At 36.6% G+C, this 19,136-nt stretch carries 19 protein-coding genes; 2 read left to right on the top strand and 17 right to left on the bottom strand.

Annotated features, from left to right (window positions below; genetic code table 11):
- Positions 1 to 51 precede the first annotated feature (51 nt).
- The 6 genes from JKP73_RS06655 to JKP73_RS06630 are packed head-to-tail and all read right to left on the bottom strand — an operon-like array spanning position 52 to position 6,108.
- Positions 52 to 873: an SDR family oxidoreductase gene (locus JKP73_RS06655; protein ID WP_021290207.1), complete on the bottom strand. Its 822-nt coding sequence runs from the start codon at positions 871 to 873 to the stop codon at positions 52 to 54.
- Complete coding sequence (uxuA, locus tag JKP73_RS06650; protein WP_021290206.1) at positions 870 to 1,904, bottom strand: mannonate dehydratase; 1,035 nt, start codon at positions 1,902 to 1,904, stop codon at positions 870 to 872. The genes JKP73_RS06655 and uxuA overlap by 4 nt, the downstream gene beginning before the upstream one ends.
- On the bottom strand, positions 1,904 to 3,313 hold the full coding sequence (uxaC, locus tag JKP73_RS06645) for a glucuronate isomerase (RefSeq protein WP_021290205.1): 1,410 nt from the start codon (positions 3,311 to 3,313) through the stop codon (positions 1,904 to 1,906). Before uxaC ends, uxuA begins: the two co-directional genes overlap by 1 nt.
- A 23-nt stretch (positions 3,314 to 3,336) precedes the next feature.
- On the bottom strand, positions 3,337 to 4,632 hold the full coding sequence (locus JKP73_RS06640; RefSeq protein ID WP_021290204.1) for a TRAP transporter large permease: 1,296 nt from the start codon (positions 4,630 to 4,632) through the stop codon (positions 3,337 to 3,339).
- Entirely contained in the window at positions 4,629 to 5,120 is a 492-nt protein-coding gene (locus JKP73_RS06635) for a TRAP transporter small permease (protein WP_021290203.1), read from the bottom strand. Before JKP73_RS06635 ends, JKP73_RS06640 begins: the two co-directional genes overlap by 4 nt.
- Positions 5,113 to 6,108: a TRAP transporter substrate-binding protein gene (locus JKP73_RS06630; RefSeq protein WP_021290202.1), complete on the bottom strand. Its 996-nt coding sequence runs from the start codon at positions 6,106 to 6,108 to the stop codon at positions 5,113 to 5,115. Before JKP73_RS06630 ends, JKP73_RS06635 begins: the two co-directional genes overlap by 8 nt.
- Positions 6,109 to 6,309: 201 nt before the next feature.
- Here JKP73_RS06630 and JKP73_RS06625 point away from each other — a divergent pair, with 201 nt between their 5' ends.
- Positions 6,310 to 7,257 carry a LacI family DNA-binding transcriptional regulator gene (locus tag JKP73_RS06625; protein WP_021290201.1) on the top strand — a complete coding sequence of 316 codons (948 nt, stop codon included), beginning with the start codon at positions 6,310 to 6,312 and terminating at the stop codon, positions 7,255 to 7,257.
- An 88-nt stretch (positions 7,258 to 7,345) separates the two neighbouring features.
- Here JKP73_RS06625 and JKP73_RS06620 read toward each other — a convergent pair whose 3' ends face one another.
- The 7 genes from JKP73_RS06620 to JKP73_RS06590 all read right to left on the bottom strand — a co-directional run bounded on the left by JKP73_RS06620 (position 7,346) and on the right by JKP73_RS06590 (position 14,512).
- On the bottom strand, positions 7,346 to 8,212 hold the full coding sequence (locus tag JKP73_RS06620) for an SDR family oxidoreductase (protein ID WP_038241725.1): 867 nt from the start codon (positions 8,210 to 8,212) through the stop codon (positions 7,346 to 7,348).
- An 85-nt stretch (positions 8,213 to 8,297) separates the two neighbouring features.
- Positions 8,298 to 9,059: a sugar phosphate isomerase/epimerase family protein gene (locus tag JKP73_RS06615; RefSeq protein ID WP_038241726.1), complete on the bottom strand. Its 762-nt coding sequence runs from the start codon at positions 9,057 to 9,059 to the stop codon at positions 8,298 to 8,300.
- A 15-nt stretch (positions 9,060 to 9,074) separates the two neighbouring features.
- Positions 9,075 to 9,899, bottom strand: a complete 825-nt coding sequence (locus JKP73_RS06610; RefSeq protein ID WP_021290198.1) for a carbohydrate ABC transporter permease — start codon at positions 9,897 to 9,899, stop codon at positions 9,075 to 9,077.
- On the bottom strand, positions 9,896 to 10,786 hold the full coding sequence (locus tag JKP73_RS06605; protein ID WP_200411029.1) for a carbohydrate ABC transporter permease: 891 nt from the start codon (positions 10,784 to 10,786) through the stop codon (positions 9,896 to 9,898). Before JKP73_RS06605 ends, JKP73_RS06610 begins: the two co-directional genes overlap by 4 nt.
- 1 nt (position 10,787) lies before the next feature.
- Complete coding sequence (locus tag JKP73_RS06600) at positions 10,788 to 12,107, bottom strand: ABC transporter substrate-binding protein (RefSeq protein ID WP_200411028.1); 1,320 nt, start codon at positions 12,105 to 12,107, stop codon at positions 10,788 to 10,790.
- A 4-nt stretch (positions 12,108 to 12,111) separates the two neighbouring features.
- The gene (locus JKP73_RS06595) at positions 12,112 to 13,914 is read right to left on the bottom strand and encodes a DUF2264 domain-containing protein (protein WP_200411027.1); all 1,803 of its coding nucleotides are present in this window, start codon (positions 13,912 to 13,914) and stop codon (positions 12,112 to 12,114) included.
- Positions 13,898 to 14,512 (bottom strand): DUF624 domain-containing protein, encoded by a 615-nt coding sequence (locus tag JKP73_RS06590; protein ID WP_200411026.1) that lies wholly within the window; start codon positions 14,510 to 14,512, stop codon positions 13,898 to 13,900. The genes JKP73_RS06595 and JKP73_RS06590 overlap by 17 nt, the downstream gene beginning before the upstream one ends.
- 437 nt (positions 14,513 to 14,949) lie before the next feature.
- Here JKP73_RS06590 and JKP73_RS06585 point away from each other — a divergent pair, with 437 nt between their 5' ends.
- Complete coding sequence (locus JKP73_RS06585) at positions 14,950 to 15,234, top strand: AbrB/MazE/SpoVT family DNA-binding domain-containing protein (protein WP_021290193.1); 285 nt, start codon at positions 14,950 to 14,952, stop codon at positions 15,232 to 15,234.
- An 82-nt stretch (positions 15,235 to 15,316) separates the two neighbouring features.
- Here JKP73_RS06585 and JKP73_RS06580 read toward each other — a convergent pair whose 3' ends face one another.
- From JKP73_RS06580 to JKP73_RS06565, 4 genes are all read right to left on the bottom strand, one after another.
- Positions 15,317 to 16,834 (bottom strand): PH domain-containing protein, encoded by a 1,518-nt coding sequence (locus tag JKP73_RS06580; protein WP_021290192.1) that lies wholly within the window; start codon positions 16,832 to 16,834, stop codon positions 15,317 to 15,319.
- On the bottom strand, positions 16,824 to 17,345 hold the full coding sequence (locus JKP73_RS06575; RefSeq protein WP_160806912.1) for a PH domain-containing protein: 522 nt from the start codon (positions 17,343 to 17,345) through the stop codon (positions 16,824 to 16,826). The genes JKP73_RS06580 and JKP73_RS06575 overlap by 11 nt, the downstream gene beginning before the upstream one ends.
- Before the next feature lie 148 nt (positions 17,346 to 17,493).
- Entirely contained in the window at positions 17,494 to 18,423 is a 930-nt protein-coding gene (locus JKP73_RS06570) for an ABC transporter ATP-binding protein (protein ID WP_021290190.1), read from the bottom strand.
- A complete protein-coding gene (locus tag JKP73_RS06565) occupies positions 18,423 to 19,112 on the bottom strand; it encodes an ABC transporter permease (protein WP_021290189.1) in 690 nt (229 codons plus the stop codon). Before JKP73_RS06565 ends, JKP73_RS06570 begins: the two co-directional genes overlap by 1 nt.
- Positions 19,113 to 19,136: the final 24 nt, after the last annotated feature.

Below are 19,136 nucleotides of genomic sequence, written 5' to 3'. Positions count from 1 at the left end.
AAAAACGCCTGTCATTAAAAGTCTGTAACACTTTTGGTGACAGGCGTTTTTTTATACGCCGGAATAGGAGGAAAAACCGCCATCCACTGGTACAACAATTCCGGTTACAAATGGGCTTGCACTATAGTCCAGCAGCCAAAACAATGTTCCGATTAATTCTTCTGGATTGCCAAACCGTTTCATAGGGGTTTGACTTAAAATTTTATGTGCACGTTCTGAATAGGCGCCTTCTTCATTTCTTAATAAGGCTTTATTTTGTGTTGTTTCAAAAAATCCTGGCGCAATGGCATTCACACGTACCTTTCCTTCGAAATACGTACTTAACCATTGTGTGAAATTGCTAATTGCAGCTTTTGCCCCACTGTATGCTGGGATTTTAGTAAGTGGTTGGAAGGCATTCATAGAAGAGATATTAATAATGGTATTCCCTTCTCCTTGCGTTAAATCTTCACCAAAAACCTGGGTTGGCAAGAAGCTGCCTGTGTAGTTCAATTTAAAGACGTAATCTACGCTTTCTTCACGTAAGCCAAAAAAGTTCTTTTCTGATTGCGGATGAAAATGCTCATCTACAGTGGTGGCATCTGGATGATTGCCACCTGCACAGTTAATTAATGCATGTACATTACCAAATCTCTGATTGAATTTCTGTTTTGCTTCGATTAATGAGGCTTTATCTAACACATCTGCTGTTAATGCAATGGTCTGGTCTTTTTTCGGATTAACATCTGCAATAACGTCATGTAATCTGTCAGCTTGTCGTCCAATTAATCCAACATTTGCGCCAGCATCCACGATTGCTTTCACAAAGGTTTTGCCAATAACACCACTTGCGCCTGTGATAATCACATTTCGTCCGGTAAATCGCTGGTTCATGATTGATTCACTCCTTCTATCAATCCGTTGATATAGGTGGCACCTAATGCTCGATCAAATAAGCCGTATCCTGCTTTGCCAGTTTCGCCCCAAATCATGCGACCATGGTCAGGACGTATCGTGCCTTTGTAGTTAATGTCTTTTAAGGCTTTAATAACTGCTTTCATATCAACGGAACCATCTTTAGAAAGATGCCCTGTTTCAACAAAGGAATGGTTGTCGAGACGTTTAATATTTCGCATATGGACAAAATGGATATGGTCTCCAAATGCTCGTATCATCTCAGGTAGATCGTTTTCTTCTAAACAACCGAGGGAACCGGTACAGAAACAAATACTATTATTTTTTGCATTATTTATCGTTACCAGTTTGTCGTAACTTTCTTTTGATCGTATGATTCGAGGGATGCCAAAGATTGACCAAGGTGGATCATCCGGATGAATGGTGAGATTGATATCATGTTCAATGGCAACAGGTAAAACCTCGTTTAAGAAATAGCCAAGATTCTCCCATAGATCATCATCTGTCATCGTACGATATTTCTCAATTAATGCAGCCATTTCCGCTTTTGTGTAACTTTCATCCCAGCCTGGCAAGTTGAGATTCGTTGTCACAGGGTCGATGGTTTGCACATACTCATGATCGTACAATAATGTTTCTGATCCATCCTGCAATCGGTGATGTAAATCGGTACGTGTCCAATCAAACACAGGCATGAAGTTATAACAGACCGTCTTGATTCCGGATTCACCTAAGTTTTTTAATGATTCCTTGTAGTTTGCAATTAATTGATCACGATTGTTTTCGCCAAGTTTAATGGATTCATGGACTGGTAAACTTTCAATCACCGATAAAGCCAAACCTTCTTTTTCAACAGATGATTTTAACGCCTCAATCCGTTCTTTTTCCCAAACATTCCCTACGGGCACATCATAAATAGCCGATACAATATGATTCATATTAGGAATTTGTTTTATATCTTGTAGTTTTACAGGATCGTTCTCTCCATACCATCTAAAGGATAATTCCATTATTTTACCTCCTCAACATCTTTAATTGTAAATAACCGAACGGCATTGTTAAAACAGATATCTTTTAATATTCCAGTCAGCAACTCAGGATTGTCTTCAATTTCTCCTTCTTCTACTAGATTTCCAAGCAGTTGGCAGAGAATCCTTCGGAAATATTCATGACGTGAATAAGATAATAGACTTCTTGAATCGGTTAACATTCCTACGAATTGAGATAATAATCCAACATTTGCATAATCGATAAGATGCTGAATCATTCCCTGTTTCGTATCGTTATACCACCAGGCAGCACCTAGTTGGACCCTTATGCTGCTGGATGTGAAATTTCCTGCTGTCGCCTGGACCATCAAATGATCATTTGCATTATTTGGATAAATAATCGTATCACTTAATGCATTATTCTTATTTAAGTGATCTAGTAATGCATTCAAGTCTTTGGCGTTAAGTGGGTCACCCACACTATCAAAACCAGCGTCTTTTCCAATGGCTCGATATTGCATGGTATTATTATTACGTAATGGTCCAAGATGTAATTGCATAACCCAATGAAATTGTTTATATGCTTTGGACAACTCTGTTAAAAGATACCCGGATAATAGTTTTAATGAACGGTTATCCAAACCTTCTCCTTGTTTTAACTTATTAAAGTAAGAGATGGCTTCTTCCTTCGTTAGTCCGGGTAAGACAACTTCAGTAAAGCTTTGGTCGGAGCTCCGTGCACCATGTTGGTGGAAATATGCTATTCTCGATAACAATGCATGAATATAGTGATCTAGTGTTTCAATGGGCTGCCCTGTTGCTTTCGTTAGCTTATCGATTGCTGTTTGAATCGTATCTTTGGTTAGACTAATATAGAAATCGGCTCTAAATGTTGGGCGAACCGAAATATCAAATGATTGATCTTCTTTTAACAATTGATGATATTTCAGATCATCACAAGGGTCATCGGTTGTACAAATGACTTTTACATTGCTTTGTTTTATTAATTGACGCGGCGAATGAGATGATTGCTGTAATTGTTCATTTAAATCATGATATAGTTGCTCCGGCGAAGTATGTTGCACCGGTTCATAGTGGTTAAAATAGCGAGCTAATTCTAAGTAACACCAGTGATACATTGGATTCATAATGGTGTTAGGCAGCAACTCGATGAAAGCTTTAAATTTTGTGAAATCATCTGCATCGCCGGTGATGACCGACTCATCCAAGCCGTATGCCCGCATGAGCCGCCATTTATAATGATCATGGGCGAGCCATAATTCCGTAATCGTTGCAAAGTTTTTGTCCTCATATATTTCTTGAGGACTTAAATGGCAATGAAAGTCATAAATAGGTACATCTTGAATAGTTTGATATAACTGCTTCGCTTTATCTGTTGTAAGTAAAAAATGTTCATGAATGAATTCCATATGATCACTCCTTGTCAGTCACATTAAATTCCAAATAAGTTTGGTAAAAATAACGATAATTGTGGGATAAATGTAATAACTAATAACACGACAATCAGTACAATAAAGTACGGAACGAGTGTCCGAATTACATGTTCGATTCGAACATCTGCTACACTAGCACCTACGAATAATGCGCTGCCTACTGGCGGTGTAATATTACCCAAACATAAATTAAAGGCGATCACAATTCCAAAATGTACCGGGTCCAGACCAATCGCTTCCGAAATCGGTAAGAAGATCGGCGTAAATATTAAAACAGCAGGTGTAATATCCATAAACGTACCAATTACTAATAAGATGATGTTCATCAATAATAAAAGAAGGATTGGATTATCCGTAAGTGATAAAAGCCCATTTGAGATAGCTTCTGGCAAGCCGGTGAAACTCATAACTAATGAAAATAGGGCGGATGCTGTAATTAATAATAAGATCATCCCGGTAATTTCAACCGTTTCCTTTAAGATATTTGGAATATCTTTTAATTTTAAGTTTTTATAGACGAGTGATAGGATGACGGCATATAATACCGCTACTGCAGCCCCTTCAGTGGCAGTAAAGATACCTGCTACAATCCCACCGATAACGATAACAATCAGCAATAAGCTTGGGATCGCATCAAGGATTAAAAATCCTTTATCTTTCCAGCCAATCCGTTCTGAAACGGGATACCCTTCTTTCTTCGCCAACACATATGCAACCGTGATACAAGCAATTCCCCATAAAATTCCAGGTATATAACCCGCCATAAATAAGGCAGCAATCGAAGTCCCGCCACTGACTAAGGAATAAACAATCAGTAAGGAACTTGGTGGGATAAGTAAGCCCGCTGGAGCAGAAGAGATATTGGCAGCAGCTGAATAAGGCCTCTTATAGCCCTGGGTTATTTGTAATGGTGTCATAATCCTTCCCATCGCCGCAGCTGCGGCAACACTGGAGCCAGAAATAGACCCAAATAGCATGTTTCCAACGATATTCGTATGCGCAAGCGATCCAGGCATTCTCCCGACAAGTACCTTTGCAAAGTTAACCAATCGAAAGGCGATACCACCATTATTCATTAATATCCCAGCTAAGACGAATAGCGGGATGGCAAGCATGGTAAAGTTATCAATTCCTGTTACCATACGTTGCGCTGCTGTAATGATCGTAACATCAAATGGAAGTATTAATAGCAACGTTAGAATAGCGCTAATAATAATCGATATAGCGATTGGAATACTTAAAGCAAGCAAAATGAAAAAAGAAATAAACAATACGAATCCTGCGATTGTCGTCATGGCCCGTCACTTCCATCCTTGGATAGTGATACCTCTGAGGTAGTTAGACCATGAATAGCATAAAAAGCAACAAATATTCCGGAAACAGGAAGTGCTCCATACATCATCGCCATTGATACACCTGTTGAAGGCGCTATTTGCGATAGCGTTAGCTCAACTACTTGGATACCACCCCATATCATCAGAACAAGGGCAATGATCAATAAAATAATATTTGACAATCGCTCCATCATACGTTGCGCTTTTTTATGAAGCTTCTCTCGTATGAAGTGGATAGCAATATGCTTTTTTTGACCGAAGACATAGGCCGCACTAGTCAAGGAAAACCATATTAGTAACATTCGAATAATTTCCTCACTTACCGTGCTAGGTGTATTTAGTACATATCTAGCAACCACTTGCCAGATGGAGAGAATCGACATTATCGTTATCAACACACCAGTTACGATCAGAAGAAGTCTATCAATAGATGCTTTTAATCTACTCATTTTCTTCTGCCTCCTTTATTTGCTCATATTGTTGCCTTGTTGCTGGATTTGTTTGAAACTGCTCTTGCAGTGGTTTAACAGCATTCATAAATGAGCTTTTATCTACCTCATGGAATTCGACCCCCATATCGCTCTTGGCAGTTTTAATTGCTTTTTTCACCTGCTTGTCCCAACGTGTTTCATGTGAAACAGTGGATTCTTTGGCAGCCTCTTTGACCCATTGTTTTTCTTGATCTGTTAATTGATCATAAGCATCTTTGTTCATAATTAAGATATCTGGGACCATGGCATGTTCTGTGTAGAAATAATGTTTAGCAACCTCGCCATGTTTATTATCCGTTAAGGCGGTTTCATTATTTTCAGCTGCATCAATAATTCCTGACTGCAGCGCAGTATACACTTCGCCAAAAGACATCGGTGTAGGCGTTCCGCCAAGCGCATCAATCATCTGAACACTTGTTTTACTAGGCTGAACGCGTGTTTTTAAACCTTTCATATCTGCATTTGTTTCGATCATTCGATCTTTTGTGTACATGTTTCTGACACCTGCATCATAGTACGTAATCCCAATAAAACCATTATCTGTAGTTGTTTTGAAAAACGCGTCTTGAATTTCCGGTTTTTTCATTATTTCTCGATAGGATGCTTGTGATTGAAATAGATACGGCATACTGAATAGTGAATAGGATTCGGAGAAACCTTCCAACGCACTGGCAGATACTTTTGTGAACTGCACAGCATTGGTTTGTGTCATTTCAATTACTTCCCTTTCACTGCCTAATTGTCCATTCGCATAGATTTTTAATTGGAGCTTTCCGTTTGATTTCTGTTCCAACCGTTCTTTAAAGTCCACTAATGATTGATGAACCGGATGATTTGTTGGTTGATTATGTCCTAGGATTAATTCCTTTGTTTCTGCTGCTTTCGAGTTAGAACAACCAGCCAAAATGATTAAAACGCTTACAATAAGTAACAAAAACCTCTTCACTTGCTCTCCCCCTTATCATTCGGCTTTTCTATCCATGTATAAGGAAACGAAGCCAATAACAACGTTTTCATTATGTGGTAGATTTCTCCCCTATTAGAATAACAACGTTGTTATTTTTGGCTACAAATTTTCCATCCCGCTTATTTATTATGATATAATGATCTTACTAATAAATCAATAGATTTTTCAAGGGGTAAAGCAATGGCAGTAACACTCAAAGATATCGCTCGTGAATGTGGTGTAAGCTATTCAACAGTAAGTAAGGCACTAAAGGATTCACCATTAGTTACGGAAGCGACTAAACGAAAAATTAAAGAAAAAGCAGAACAAATGAATTATATTCCTAATAACTCCGCTCGGTCGCTTGTGTCCAATCGAAGCAATACCATTGGATTAATATGGCCTGCTGTAGATAGGGTGGCAATCACTACCTTAGCTTCCCAAATTAATCAGGCATTAAAAAAAGAAGGGTATTTTATGGTGGTTTCCATCGAGGATCCGATTACTGCTGCCCAAAAGTTTTTAGAGCTCCGCTTCGATGGAGTGATTGTCTTTGATGAAGGGGAACATACGACATTACCAACAAAGATTACGAAGAATATACCAGTGGTCGCTTATGGAGTCGAAAGGGAATTAGACTATCCAATAATTAATGTCAATCATGATCTAGCCATGAAACAAGCGATCGACGCTCTTATTCATAAAGGATATCATCAAGTCGATTATTTCGGTGATCTTCATACGAATGATATTAGACAAATTGTTAAAAAAGATACCTTTATCCGTCATTGCAAGCAACGGCGTATAACGTATCGTATAATTGATTCTGGAGGATTATCAGAAGAGAGTGCTAGTCGTGCAATGAAATCATTTTTAGCCAATCATGACTTAAATGGGGGAGTCGTTTGCGGTAGTTATGATATCACAATGGGATTGCTTCATCATGTAAAAGACACTAAACAAACACCAATGATATTCTCTTATGATCATATCGATCAATTTAACTCCATTGATACGCCAATTCATTCTGTAGGTGTACCTTCTCACTTCATTGCCCAAAAGCTTGTCGATGTGCTCGTAGATACGATAGAAACCAATAAAGTCAACCGTTCGGTTATTCAATTGAAACCACAAATAAACTATCGATAAAGTGGCTTATATAGAAAGAGGCTGACGCAAAAGTCAGCTCTTCATGTAAAGGATTCAAGCAAACCTGTGCGTCAGCGCTATTTGATGCTTATGAGGAGGTCCAAGACCCGCCGTTAATATGAATAGCTTGCCCCGTCATATAAGATGATTCATCAGCTGCTAGCATAACGAACGGCCAAGCATGTTCCGAAGGTTGGCCAGGACGGCCCATTAATGCATCTTGCCCAAAGTGCTCAACGCCGTCTTCATTAAAGGACGATGGAATAAGTGGTGTCCATACCGGACCTGGTGCTACTGAATTAGCACGAATTCCTTTCTTAGCTAGACTTTGTGCAATACTTCTGGTAAATGCAGTAATGGCACCTTTTGTTGCTGAATAATCCATGAAAATCGGATTACCCCGATAAGCATTGATGGAAGAGGTGCTAATAATTGAATCTCCCGCCTTCATATGCTTGACAGCAGCCTTTGTTAAATAGAATTGCGAGAAGAAGTTCACCCGGAACACCTCCTCCATTTGTTCATCCGATATATCAAGTACATCTTCACGAACAAATTGAATCGCTGCGTTGTTCACCAATATATTAATCTTGCCAAATGCCCCGACGGTCTTTTCTACTAATTCCACGCAATGATCAGAGTTTTTAATATCGCCAGGCAGTAATATGCATTGTGCACCTTCCGCCTCGACTAGCTGCTTGGTTTCCTCTGCATCTTGACGTTCATCCAGATAGGAAATCGCTACATTTGCACCTTCTTTAGCATATAGAATCGCGACCGCACGGCCGATGCCACTATCGCCACCTGTAATTAAAGCAGCTTTACCTTTTAGTTTATCCGAACCTTGATAATCCATCGGTTGATGTGGCAAAGGGTTCATTTTTGATTCGATTCCCGGTTGTTTGGTTTGGTGTTGACGTGGTGTCCCGTCCTTTTGCATATCTTTTGGTTCCATGATAATCGATTTACCTCCTTGATGACCTATATTATTTTTTACATGGTAATTAACTGTTCCACGGGTAGAGTGGAGGTAAACTTACTTACCGGTAATGAAGGGCGAGCTTCTTTAATATTTCTGCATCTTTATAGAATTGATTCACGTCATCCCTTTTGACAAACTCTAAATAAGCATAAGTAGGTGTATTCGATGGTTCGAGTTTTTGAAAATAGGTTAACCATGTTGAGCAGCCCTGTTCTAAAGGGTACCGTTGGTGTTCATCCCATTGAAATACATGGACATTACTAATATGATCGCTTAATTGTTTTAATGCGGATATGTTAGCAGATTGTGACCTTATCCAGAGAGGCTGCCAGTAGCAGTATAAATTGGGTTTATTCACTTCGTTGATCAATTGAATGGCTGCGGTTTCACTTTCCGTCAGTGTTTTTTCATGTAATTCTACATGGACACTTTTATTATTTTCTCCCGCAACATCGCATAGCATTTGCGTTTCTTGAACATATTTTTTCCAATCTGAGTGCGTAATATCTTTCGGGCTCTTATTTCCACCCCAAATCCGTAATTGATGCGCTCCGATTTGATCTGCAATTTGTATGCATGATTTAAAGTAAGCTAACGGACTTTCGTTCAACCGGTAATAGGTACCCAGTGACGGTGTTTCAATACCAGCTTTTCTGCATTTTTCTTTAATGGATTGGATATATGCTGTACTTTTTTGCAAGGTTAAATGGACATCTGTTCCCCATTCAATAGCTTCTAGACCTGATGTTTCCACGATATGAATAATTTCTTCTGGAGAAAGCTTTCTGAATGTAACCGAGCATAGTCCGGTTTTTAACATGTTAACACCTGCCTTTTATTCTTTGATTGCACCACCGAGAATACCCGCGACAAAATAACGCTGCATAAATAGAAAGATAATAAAAATGGGAATAACCGAAATGGTTGCGCCAAGCATCAGCTGACCATAATCAATTGTATCTTGATTTGCTATCGTAGCTAAAGCTACAGGGAGTGTATACATATCCTTTGTAATTAAAGACACTAACGGCCAAAGAAAATTATTCCATTGAAAGGTAAATAAAAAGATACTAACTGCTGCTAGTGCTGGAATCATAGTCGGTAATGCAATTCTAACAAAAATAAAGATTTCACCTGCCCCATCGATTCGTGCAGATTCTAGTAAGGAATCTGGGATGGATTTCATATTCTGCATAATCAGAAATATGGCAAATGGATACGTAAGCTGTGGAAGAATGACTGCGATATGTGTATTAAGTAATCCGAAATTAGCAAATAAGTTAAATTGTGGTATAACAAGTGCCTGATAAGGGATCATCATCGATAAAATAAACATAGCAAAAATAATTTTTTTACCTCTAAAATGATACTTAGCAAAAGTAAAACCTGCAGCAGCACTTACAATGCCAGCTAGAATTGTAAAGGTAATCGTTATGATTGATGAATTAAGTAATGCTTTCCAGATGTCTACAGAACCCATCAAACGCTTCAAATTCTCAGCAATAAAATCACCTGGTAAAAACTTCGGTGGATAAGAGAGTATTTCATCTGTTGGGTTAGTAGAACCAATTACCATCCAATAAAAAGGCGCTACTGTAAACAGGACCCCCAATAATAAGAGGACATAAATGATTAGTTTATTCATTATGGAAGATCTCAATTTTTATCCCCTCCTAATTTAAATTGGACATAGGTTAATAAAGCGATAAATCCGACCAATACATAGGCAATGGCAGATGCATATTCAAAATCAAAAAACTGAAATCCATTTTCATATAGATACATAGTTATGGTAGTCGTTGCGTTAACTGGACCTCCATTGGTTAGAATATAAGGCTCATCAAATAATTGAAAGGAACCGATCGTAGACATGATCAGACAGAATAATAATACAGGGCGCAATTGGGGGATCGTGATCGAAAAGAATTGCCGGATTTTGGTTGCCCCATCAATACTAGCCGCCTCATATAAGTCTTTTGAAATAGACTGTAATCCCGCAAGAATGATTACCATATTATACCCTGTCCATCTCCAAGTTCCTTGTAGAATGATTGATACCTTAGCCCAAAAAGGGGTATTTAGCCAACCGATTGAGTCGATGCCTACTAAACCCAATAAGAAATTAATTAGTCCATTTTCTTGATTTAGTAATAACAAAAAAATAACGGATGCCCCAACCAGTGAGGTAACAGCTGGAGTAAAATAGGTTAACCGAAAAAAGTTTTCTAGTTTAATTAATCCCGAATTTAATAAGGTTGCTGTTAGTAATCCTAATATAATAACAGATGGAGTTTGAATAACACCGATGATTAAGGTGTTTTTCATCGCTTCATAAAATAAAGGATCTTGAAACAGACGAATATAATTATCAAAACCTACAAAACTTGTTTGTCCTGCTTCTGATATTTGAAAACTAAGCAGCAAAGAACTCACAATGGGGTAAGCAATAAACAAGGAAAAAAACAGAACTGCCGGTGCTAATAGAACGAGAGGTGCATGTTTCTTTCCAATATCCAAACGATGAATACTCATGGTGGGTCTTTCCATATTAATCCTCCTCGCTTGATTCTCGCCCTGTGCTGGACTGTAGTTTTTTTAATACGGCTTGTAAAGCTTCTTCAGGGTTTTTATTTTGCAGCATCATAGAAGCTAATTCATCTGAATAGGTAATGTTCGCACGTAAATAGTCCGAAGTATAATTTACATTAGGTACTTCTTCGGAGATCTCTGCAAATAACTGCAGCACCTTTTGATTTCCAAAGTACGCATTTCCTTCCTTAAAGATTTCTTCTTCATATAAAGGGGTATAAGCAGGGAACATAAAATAGTTTTCAACTAAGCTAGTTAAACTTTCCAAGTCAGTAGTAGCGAACTTAATGAATTCATAAGCTGTTTTTTGTTTATCAGAAGCATTAGGTATAACAAAATTTGATCCACCATCTGCAGCTGCATTTGTATTACCCTCTTTAAATTCTGGTAATTTCATGACTCGCCAATTCCCTTTTGAGTTCGTCACCTGCTGCATCAAACTTCGTGACCACCACACAGCACCGGGCACTGTAGCAACTTGACCATTTTCCAGTGATGCGATCCTTCCATCCCAATTTGTTACATTAGCTGCAATCCCACTATGAAATAGTTCACTCATTAATTGAAAAGCTTTCTTTGATTCCAAGGATTCTGCTGTAATTTCCCCGTTCTCGTTAAAATAAAAACTTCCTTGTTGTTGTAATAAAATTTTATACAAAGATATATCATCATTTGCCATAAAGCCAAGCATATCGATACCAGTTTCATCTTTAATTGTTTTTCCCGCATCAATATAGTCATCCCAAGTCTTGATGCTTTGTGGATCAACATTAGCATCTTCAAAAACATCTTTTCGATAGAATAAACCTACAGGTCCAATATCACCTGGCAATCCAATTAGGTTCCCCTCTTCATTTGATAATGCAGCAACTTTTGCTTCAGGCAAGTCATCAGCATATTGATCAAATCCAAATTCGGTTAAATCCACAAAACGATTCGGAAAATTGTTGTTATAAATAGGTAATCGTTGTTCCTCCATCTGCACAATATCTGGCAGTTGGCTTGATTGGCCTGATGCTAGACCAGTTGTTAATCTTTGATAGACTTGTTCAACTCCTTGATTGTTTACATTGATGTTAATACCGGGGTTACGCTCTTCGAATATAGGCGCTATATCTTCTAGATGTTGAGCCCAACCACCCCAAGCCCATACGGTAATTGTTCCTTGCATTTTTCCATTTGCAACATTAGTTGTATTTTCCGTTTTGCCTAATAAACTTATAATAATTACTGTGAATAGTAATAGAATAATACTAAAAATAACACCTTTATATTTCATAGTCTCATCCTTCCTTCTTAACAAATGTTTCAGATTCACGTTGGACCATTCTGAATCCATAACGCTCTTGAAAGAAACGAGGCACATTCTCGAACACGGGAGGTTGGGTCCCGCCATAAATTGCTGAGACTAATAAGTTATTTCCTTGTGAGATGTTAGCTTCCAACGAAGGTAAAAGACTAGGATTTGAAGTAAGAATATTCGTATTTGGCTCTGTAGTAATCACTTTCCCTCCATTATCATAACCATGTAAGTTAATAATGGCGGAATACAAGTTACCATCAGATACATAAGAACGATTTTCCTCTTCATGTATCCCTGCGTTTGTATCTTTTAGTACATCTGGTTTCGGGATGCTAAATGCACCTTCAATTCCTTGTAAGTTCCTAGTTGAACGAATTTCATGGATACGAATATGCCAATACTTAAATGGTATGAGGTATGTTCGTATTTGAACATCGCGCCATGGATACCATTCTGAGAAGATATAGTTTTCATGTAAGGATATCTGAGTACATTCTCGTCGAAATCGAAATAGGTCATCATCTTCACTTAATGAAAGCATGGAATCCCCAGCCATTTGTGATCGTAGGTAATTGGAATGTGCAATATTAAACCCAAAAAGATTGGAGTACACAAATTTTGCATATTTTTCGGCATTATGCAGATGTTCCGTTTTAGAATATTGTCCAGAAGTGTATAAATAAACTTGATCGCTTTCTGGACGGATACTTAACATTCTAGCTTCTTTTAGTAATTTTTTTCCCCTTAGTAATGGCAGGTCCTCTTCATTCGCTTTCCAAAATGTGTGATCCTTTGATAAAGCGGTAATTATTAATGCTTTAAATGCCCAAAAGGAAGAGCCTGGGCTATTATATCCTTCTGCCATAATCAGATTTGGATACGCATAGCCAATTGGCAGGAAAGCATTGTATTCAATAATCGGCTGTTTCACCCACCAGCGTAAATTCCGGAGGATAATTCCTTTGATAATTTCGATACGAAAAGGTTTTATATCACAGAATGCAAGTGCACTCCAAAAGGCAGATTGAGCGAATTTATACGTCATACTCCTTCCGAAAGGTACAGCATCTCCTTTAGAAGAGAACCAATAAATAAAATCGTCAGCGAATAATAGAGCTCTTTCTTTATAGGTTTTGGCTCTTTTTGCATCCTTCTCTTTCATAAAATAGGCATAAAGTAAACTAAAAAAATGAAAACCAAAGGAAACATAATAATCCATTTGATTTGGTGAACCATCTGCATACCATCCATTACCTAGATACAGACTTTCTATTATCTGGAGCGATTCATTTTGTTTTTCAGTATTTAGAGGTACGCCGACATTCTCTAGCCCAATATTGACGATGATTCGAAAAAAATGCCAATTATTATTCGGTAGGCTAATATGATTAACTTGTTGTAACCAATCGACTAAGTGTTCTTGTTGTTTTATAGTCAAGTTATTCCAAAGCACGGTTTCATTTAATAGCAGGGAATAGCCTAATACGGCCATTTCTACGGCTCTTTGGTCTTTATCGTTCAAGATCCCCCAATATTCCGCCGACGACGGGTCAATACCTTTTGTAATCTTGTTCAAGATAGTTTGATTAATCGATCTGTTTTCAGAATGAGCAAGTGATGCCTCGCCCCATAATGGTCTAAGTATGGATTCGATTTCAGTGATTCCTTTTCCATAGGCTGTGTCCGTATAATCGAAAATCAATTGACTTTCATTGTGAAGCTTTTCTTCCACATGTTCCACATAACTCTGAATAAATTTCTCTACATCATTTTTTGTTTGCAAAGCTGATCTCCCCAATACCAGTAGATATTTGACTTGCATATAGCTTTGTCTTGCTGTAGCAGACAGTACAAATGAATATTGGTACACTAATTCCAAAAAACAAGGATATTCCTGGAGCTAATAGTAAGAATTGCAACCATAAAATTAAGAAACAAACCATTAATACATTTAGTGGAAAGTAGTAGAATGCTGCTATAAAAGATAACTTGATCATTTGCTTTACTGAAAATGTTTTATTTGTAGTTTGGAGAAGAGCAAGATGGATGAGTACAAATATAGATGTAATAAGGACAGTAATACTTCCATAAAAAGTTGCTATTCCGAATAAGTTCATTACGTCAAATGTAATGTTTATATTCGTTATCGCAATAATTCCAAAGAGTATAGGAGTAATGGATGCTAGATTGATTGGTATGAATGCTGTTTTAAAAGTTTCAAGAAAATGTTTAATTATATCGCGATAAGAAAGCGACGCATTGTTTAATTCTTTTTGGATAGCCTTGATAGAAGCTGACAAAGCAGGAATGAAGCCAAATAAAATGCCACCTAATAACGTAAAGATGATGAAAGCGATGTTTATAAGGCTAAAAAAAATCAACCACTTTATGAATCGATGAATAGACGTTATAGAATCCCCCTCCTTTTAATAAAGCGTTTACATTTGATGTTAATTTGCTCTGATCAATCTGTCTTATCAATTGCAGAAGTACATTATTAATTTAAGAAATAAAAGAAAGTAACACAATGATTAGAGTCTTTAATATCCCCTATCAGTAAGATGCATTGCACGAGCTTCTTTTGTTTGCATAAATCATTGCAAATGCATGTCCGTGCTCTTTTAATTATTTCCAGAAATTAAAATCATTTCATTTGCAGGAAATATTAAATCTAGATAGTATGTAAACTATATAAATATTATTTTGAATTTAAGATATTTAGTTGAATATAAAGAATTTGTCCCATCCTTAAAAAAAGTATGCATATCGAATGGTTTAACTATAAGGAAGGTATTTTTTAGATAGGGGGATTATTATAATGAAAAGCACAGGAATCGTAAGAAAAGTAGATGAGTTAGGACGGGTGGTCATTCCGAAAGAGCTTCGTTCCTCATTAGATATTGAAGTTAAAGACCCCATGGAAATCTTTGTTGAAAATGACAAAATTATTCTGCGAAAGCATCAATCTGCCAATGCGTGCCAAATTACAGGTACTGTATCTAATGATAATCTTACACTTGCGAACGGAAAATTAACCCTAAGTAGAACGGCTGCAAAAGACCTTATTGAAGAATTGGAAAAAAATTTAGGTGATTCCGATTAAATCTTATTCAACCGTGGACACGGATACACCAATCAGCTCAAAATATGATATGTTGAGCTAATCAGGTATCATCTACGGGGGATTATGAAGTTTGCTTGGATGCTAATATGGTTGTATGGTTTTCTATTCCTTCGTAATACCATGAATAGTATCTAATAGCCATGTCTTTAGGCACATCATGCATAGTGGTAACTTTTGCTGGTCTTGCGCGAGAAATAATTTTTATCGAAGACAACCCCAGCTTCTTTTGTAGTATGGTCTCTGTTACCATTAATCTTTCTATTTTGTCTCTACTGGTAATGAAGACTTTTGTTGCTATAGCGCCTTTTTTTATCTGGATAAAAGAACCGTTAAGTGCATAACTACTAAATAAACTACTTAGTAGTTGTGATACGAGGGTTAAACTAAACATGATTGTTGCTAGGTACCAAAAACCAGGAAAAAAGCAATACAACATGACAGGGAAAAATAACCACAAATAAATGGTTCTTAATAGCTTTACGATGATAGAGGATGTAGGAATTTTGGTCATGTCCTCCTCGATTTCAAACGCTGAAATTACTTCCGGAATTAACTTTTTTGCTTTATTTTTATGTATAAATGGAAATAAGATATGGGAGGCTTTGACATCTTCATCTGTATCGCTTGAGCTAATCATTTTTACCTTTACTATATTTAAGAACTTATGAATAAACCCACTGTTAATACTGAGAGCTTGGATTCTATCTTTGGGTATGGAAAAATGAGCAGTATTTAATTTTCCTTTTTCAATGTAGATTCGATACGGATCGGAGGTTACATTGAACTCACCATACTGTAAATATGTTTTTAACACACCATAGACTATGGATAGACAGATCAAAATTATTATTCCCATTGTTAATCTGAACCAAGAAGATTGGAAGAATCCGATAATATCTCCAACATACGCATCAATCTGAAAGAATTGATTGACTTCAGAATATACAGAATAAATTAAGGTTAGAAAGAATAGTAATCTGAGAGATGTAAGCGAAGCAATCAAAATTTCTCTTCGCTTGATCTCATAATGCTTTTTGATAGAAGTGATTTCTTGTGAATTTTTTTCTATGTCCTTCCTATTTTCTTCCTCGGTTATATAAACCTTCCCCAAATCCGAAAGTGTTGTTTTAATATGATTAGCTTCCTGAAAAGAAATCATTTCTAGCTTTATAGAATCATTTTTGTCACTAGAACCAGCATCAATTAGTAAAGTTGTTAAACCAAACAATCGAGGAAAAAAAGTCGTATTTTGATGTAGACCTTGAATATTAGCCAAGGGAAAATGCCTATGTAAAGTAACAAACCTCCCTTTTTTAATAAACAATTCTTCTTCATCTATAGAATAACCAAAATGTTTCCATTCCAATAGAATGGAAACGATTTGATAGATTACAAAGAGTATAATAAGCGAAATACCATATGCTGAAAATATAGAAGTTGAAGAAAATCCGAATACAAATGAAAGGAAAATACAAAAGAAAATAAAACCTTTTATAGATTTTACAAGTTCAAATAACATCCATAATGGATGTGATTTTCCTAGTTCTGTTCTGTTATCCTTCATAGCATTATTTTTCATTTCCCTCCTCCTTTGACGTTTTCCTTTTATTAATTCCTGATAAATAGGCAATATCATTACGAATCTCGCTAGCTGTGTTTTCGGGAACACTAGGTATTTCATGGACATAACCGACTGTACCAATTTTTATAGTTGATAAATGGTATTTCTTTAATATCGGTCCCTGGTAGGTATCAACAAAATAAACTTTGTTCATTGGTATAATCATATGTGTTTTTCTAATTGCACCACCATGTTTTAATTGAATACAATTACTGTCAATTTCGTATCTCCACGTTTTTTGTTTATATACCGGTATAACAATAAGCTCTATCATTGCAGATAGACATACAATTGCTGCAACTGCGTATAGAGCAATTTCAATCCAATGCGGCCAATCATAATAATGATGTAAATAGAGAAAAAATGCCACGACAACCAAAAAAATAAATGAAGTAAAGGCATCTGTTATTCTCCATACCTTTATTGCGTCTGGTGATATCCGTTGAGTTGGTTCCTTTATTTTATACACAATTACTCGCTTCCTTTATTCATACTTTTACCAATTTCGTTCTACACGAAAGATATCGAAAAAGGATCGTCAAATCTTTCGTGTAGAAACTAGCTCCTATTTGAAGAGGTACAACATACCAGATAAGATGGCCTTCTTTACCTGCAAATTAAGCAGGATGTTTTTGATCTCCTAAATTAAGAAATATTTCTTCTAAAGATGGCTCATCGACTTCTATTCTATACACGTCTACATTGTTTTGTACGAGTATCTTATTAATCTCAGGAATCACATTGTCCTCTTTAACGAAAAGTTCGGAATAAGTGGGTGTCATATCTGCATATTCCACAAGCAAATCTAAATCCTTCTTTAATCGTTCCTGTTGAGCTTCCGAGATCGAACGATGTTTGATATGGATGGCAGTATCCTTTTGATATTGCGATCTTAACTGTTCCATATTCCCTTTGGTTTGTATCGTTCCTTTGTTCATGATTGCAACCTCGTCACACAGCTTTTCCACTTCGTCCAGATTATGAGAGGTTAAGAAAATGGTAGTGCCATTTAATGCTATATCTTTAATAATTGAATGTATGTTTAAAACGGAATTAGCGTCAACTCCAGAAGTAGGTTCATCAAGAAATAATATATCTGGTTTATTGATTAAGGCCTGCGCAATGCCCAATTTCTTTTTCATTCCAAAAGAAAACTGTTTTGTTTTTAAATGGATGGCATCTTCCAGCTCAACTCGTTTTAGAGTTGTTATTAAGTCTTCTTTCGTTAGAGATAATTTTAATAATTTACTGAAATACTTTAAATGATCTAAGGCTGTAAAATCCTCATAAAACGTAGAGTAATCTGGCAATACGCCTATTTTATGACGTATTTCTTTTATGGAATTCCCTTTGTACCCAAGGATTTCGAACGATCCATCAGTGGGATTTACAAGTCCCGTGATCATATTTATAAAAGTAGATTTACCAGCACCGTTTTTACCTAAAAATCCAAAAATCACGCCTTTTTTAATACTTAAATTGATGTTATTGACCACTGTATTTTTTCCGTATGTCTTTGTTAAGTTGTGAGTCGTAATTGCGTCCATTACAAATCCCTCTTTCTAAAGATCATTAAACTTAGTGCTAAGTATATACACGTAAAAACGGCTGTGAAATACGTGAAAAAGGTTTCTTCTTGAGTGTAATAAAAATAAGGTGTGATATAGCTTAATGCTGTAATCAATATATTATTTGTTCCGATACTCCATAATCCAATGATTGGTAAGCCGATAGAAACCGTAATCCCTAAAAACATAGTTAATGATGGCTTACGGATGATAGTTGAAAGAAATATGGTGAACCCTATAAAGTAGGAAACAAAAACAATACATTGAATTAGTTCCAAGAAAAAAAATGAGTGAGAGAACGGAATAATAAGTAATAAAGCGATAAGCAAACATACTATCCAAAATAGTAAGTTTCCAAGAAATTTCCCGACAATAATACTTTCTCTTGAAGTCTTGGTTACTAAAAAACGAATCGTTCTAGAGTCAATTTCTTTATTAATGGCACTATGAGATAAACTAGTGACAAATAAGGGGGATGCGATGAAAAGGAGTGTCATTAATCCCCCTGCATATGCGTTATCACCTAAACCGAGATCTTTAAGTTGCGCTTCAAACTGACTAATCAGTTTTGCTGCCCCAGTGGTAACCCCAAAAAGCACGATAATGATGATTAATGAACGGATACTTTTAAATAATGTTCTAAATTCTCTTAAGCATATAGTAAACATCTGGTCACACCTTCGTATATATTT

The sequence above is a fragment of the Virgibacillus salexigens genome, assembly GCF_014905415.1.
Lineage (GTDB): Bacteria > Bacillota > Bacilli > Bacillales > Amphibacillaceae > Virgibacillus > Virgibacillus salexigens.
This window is presented reverse-complemented; position numbering and strand designations above follow the sequence as displayed.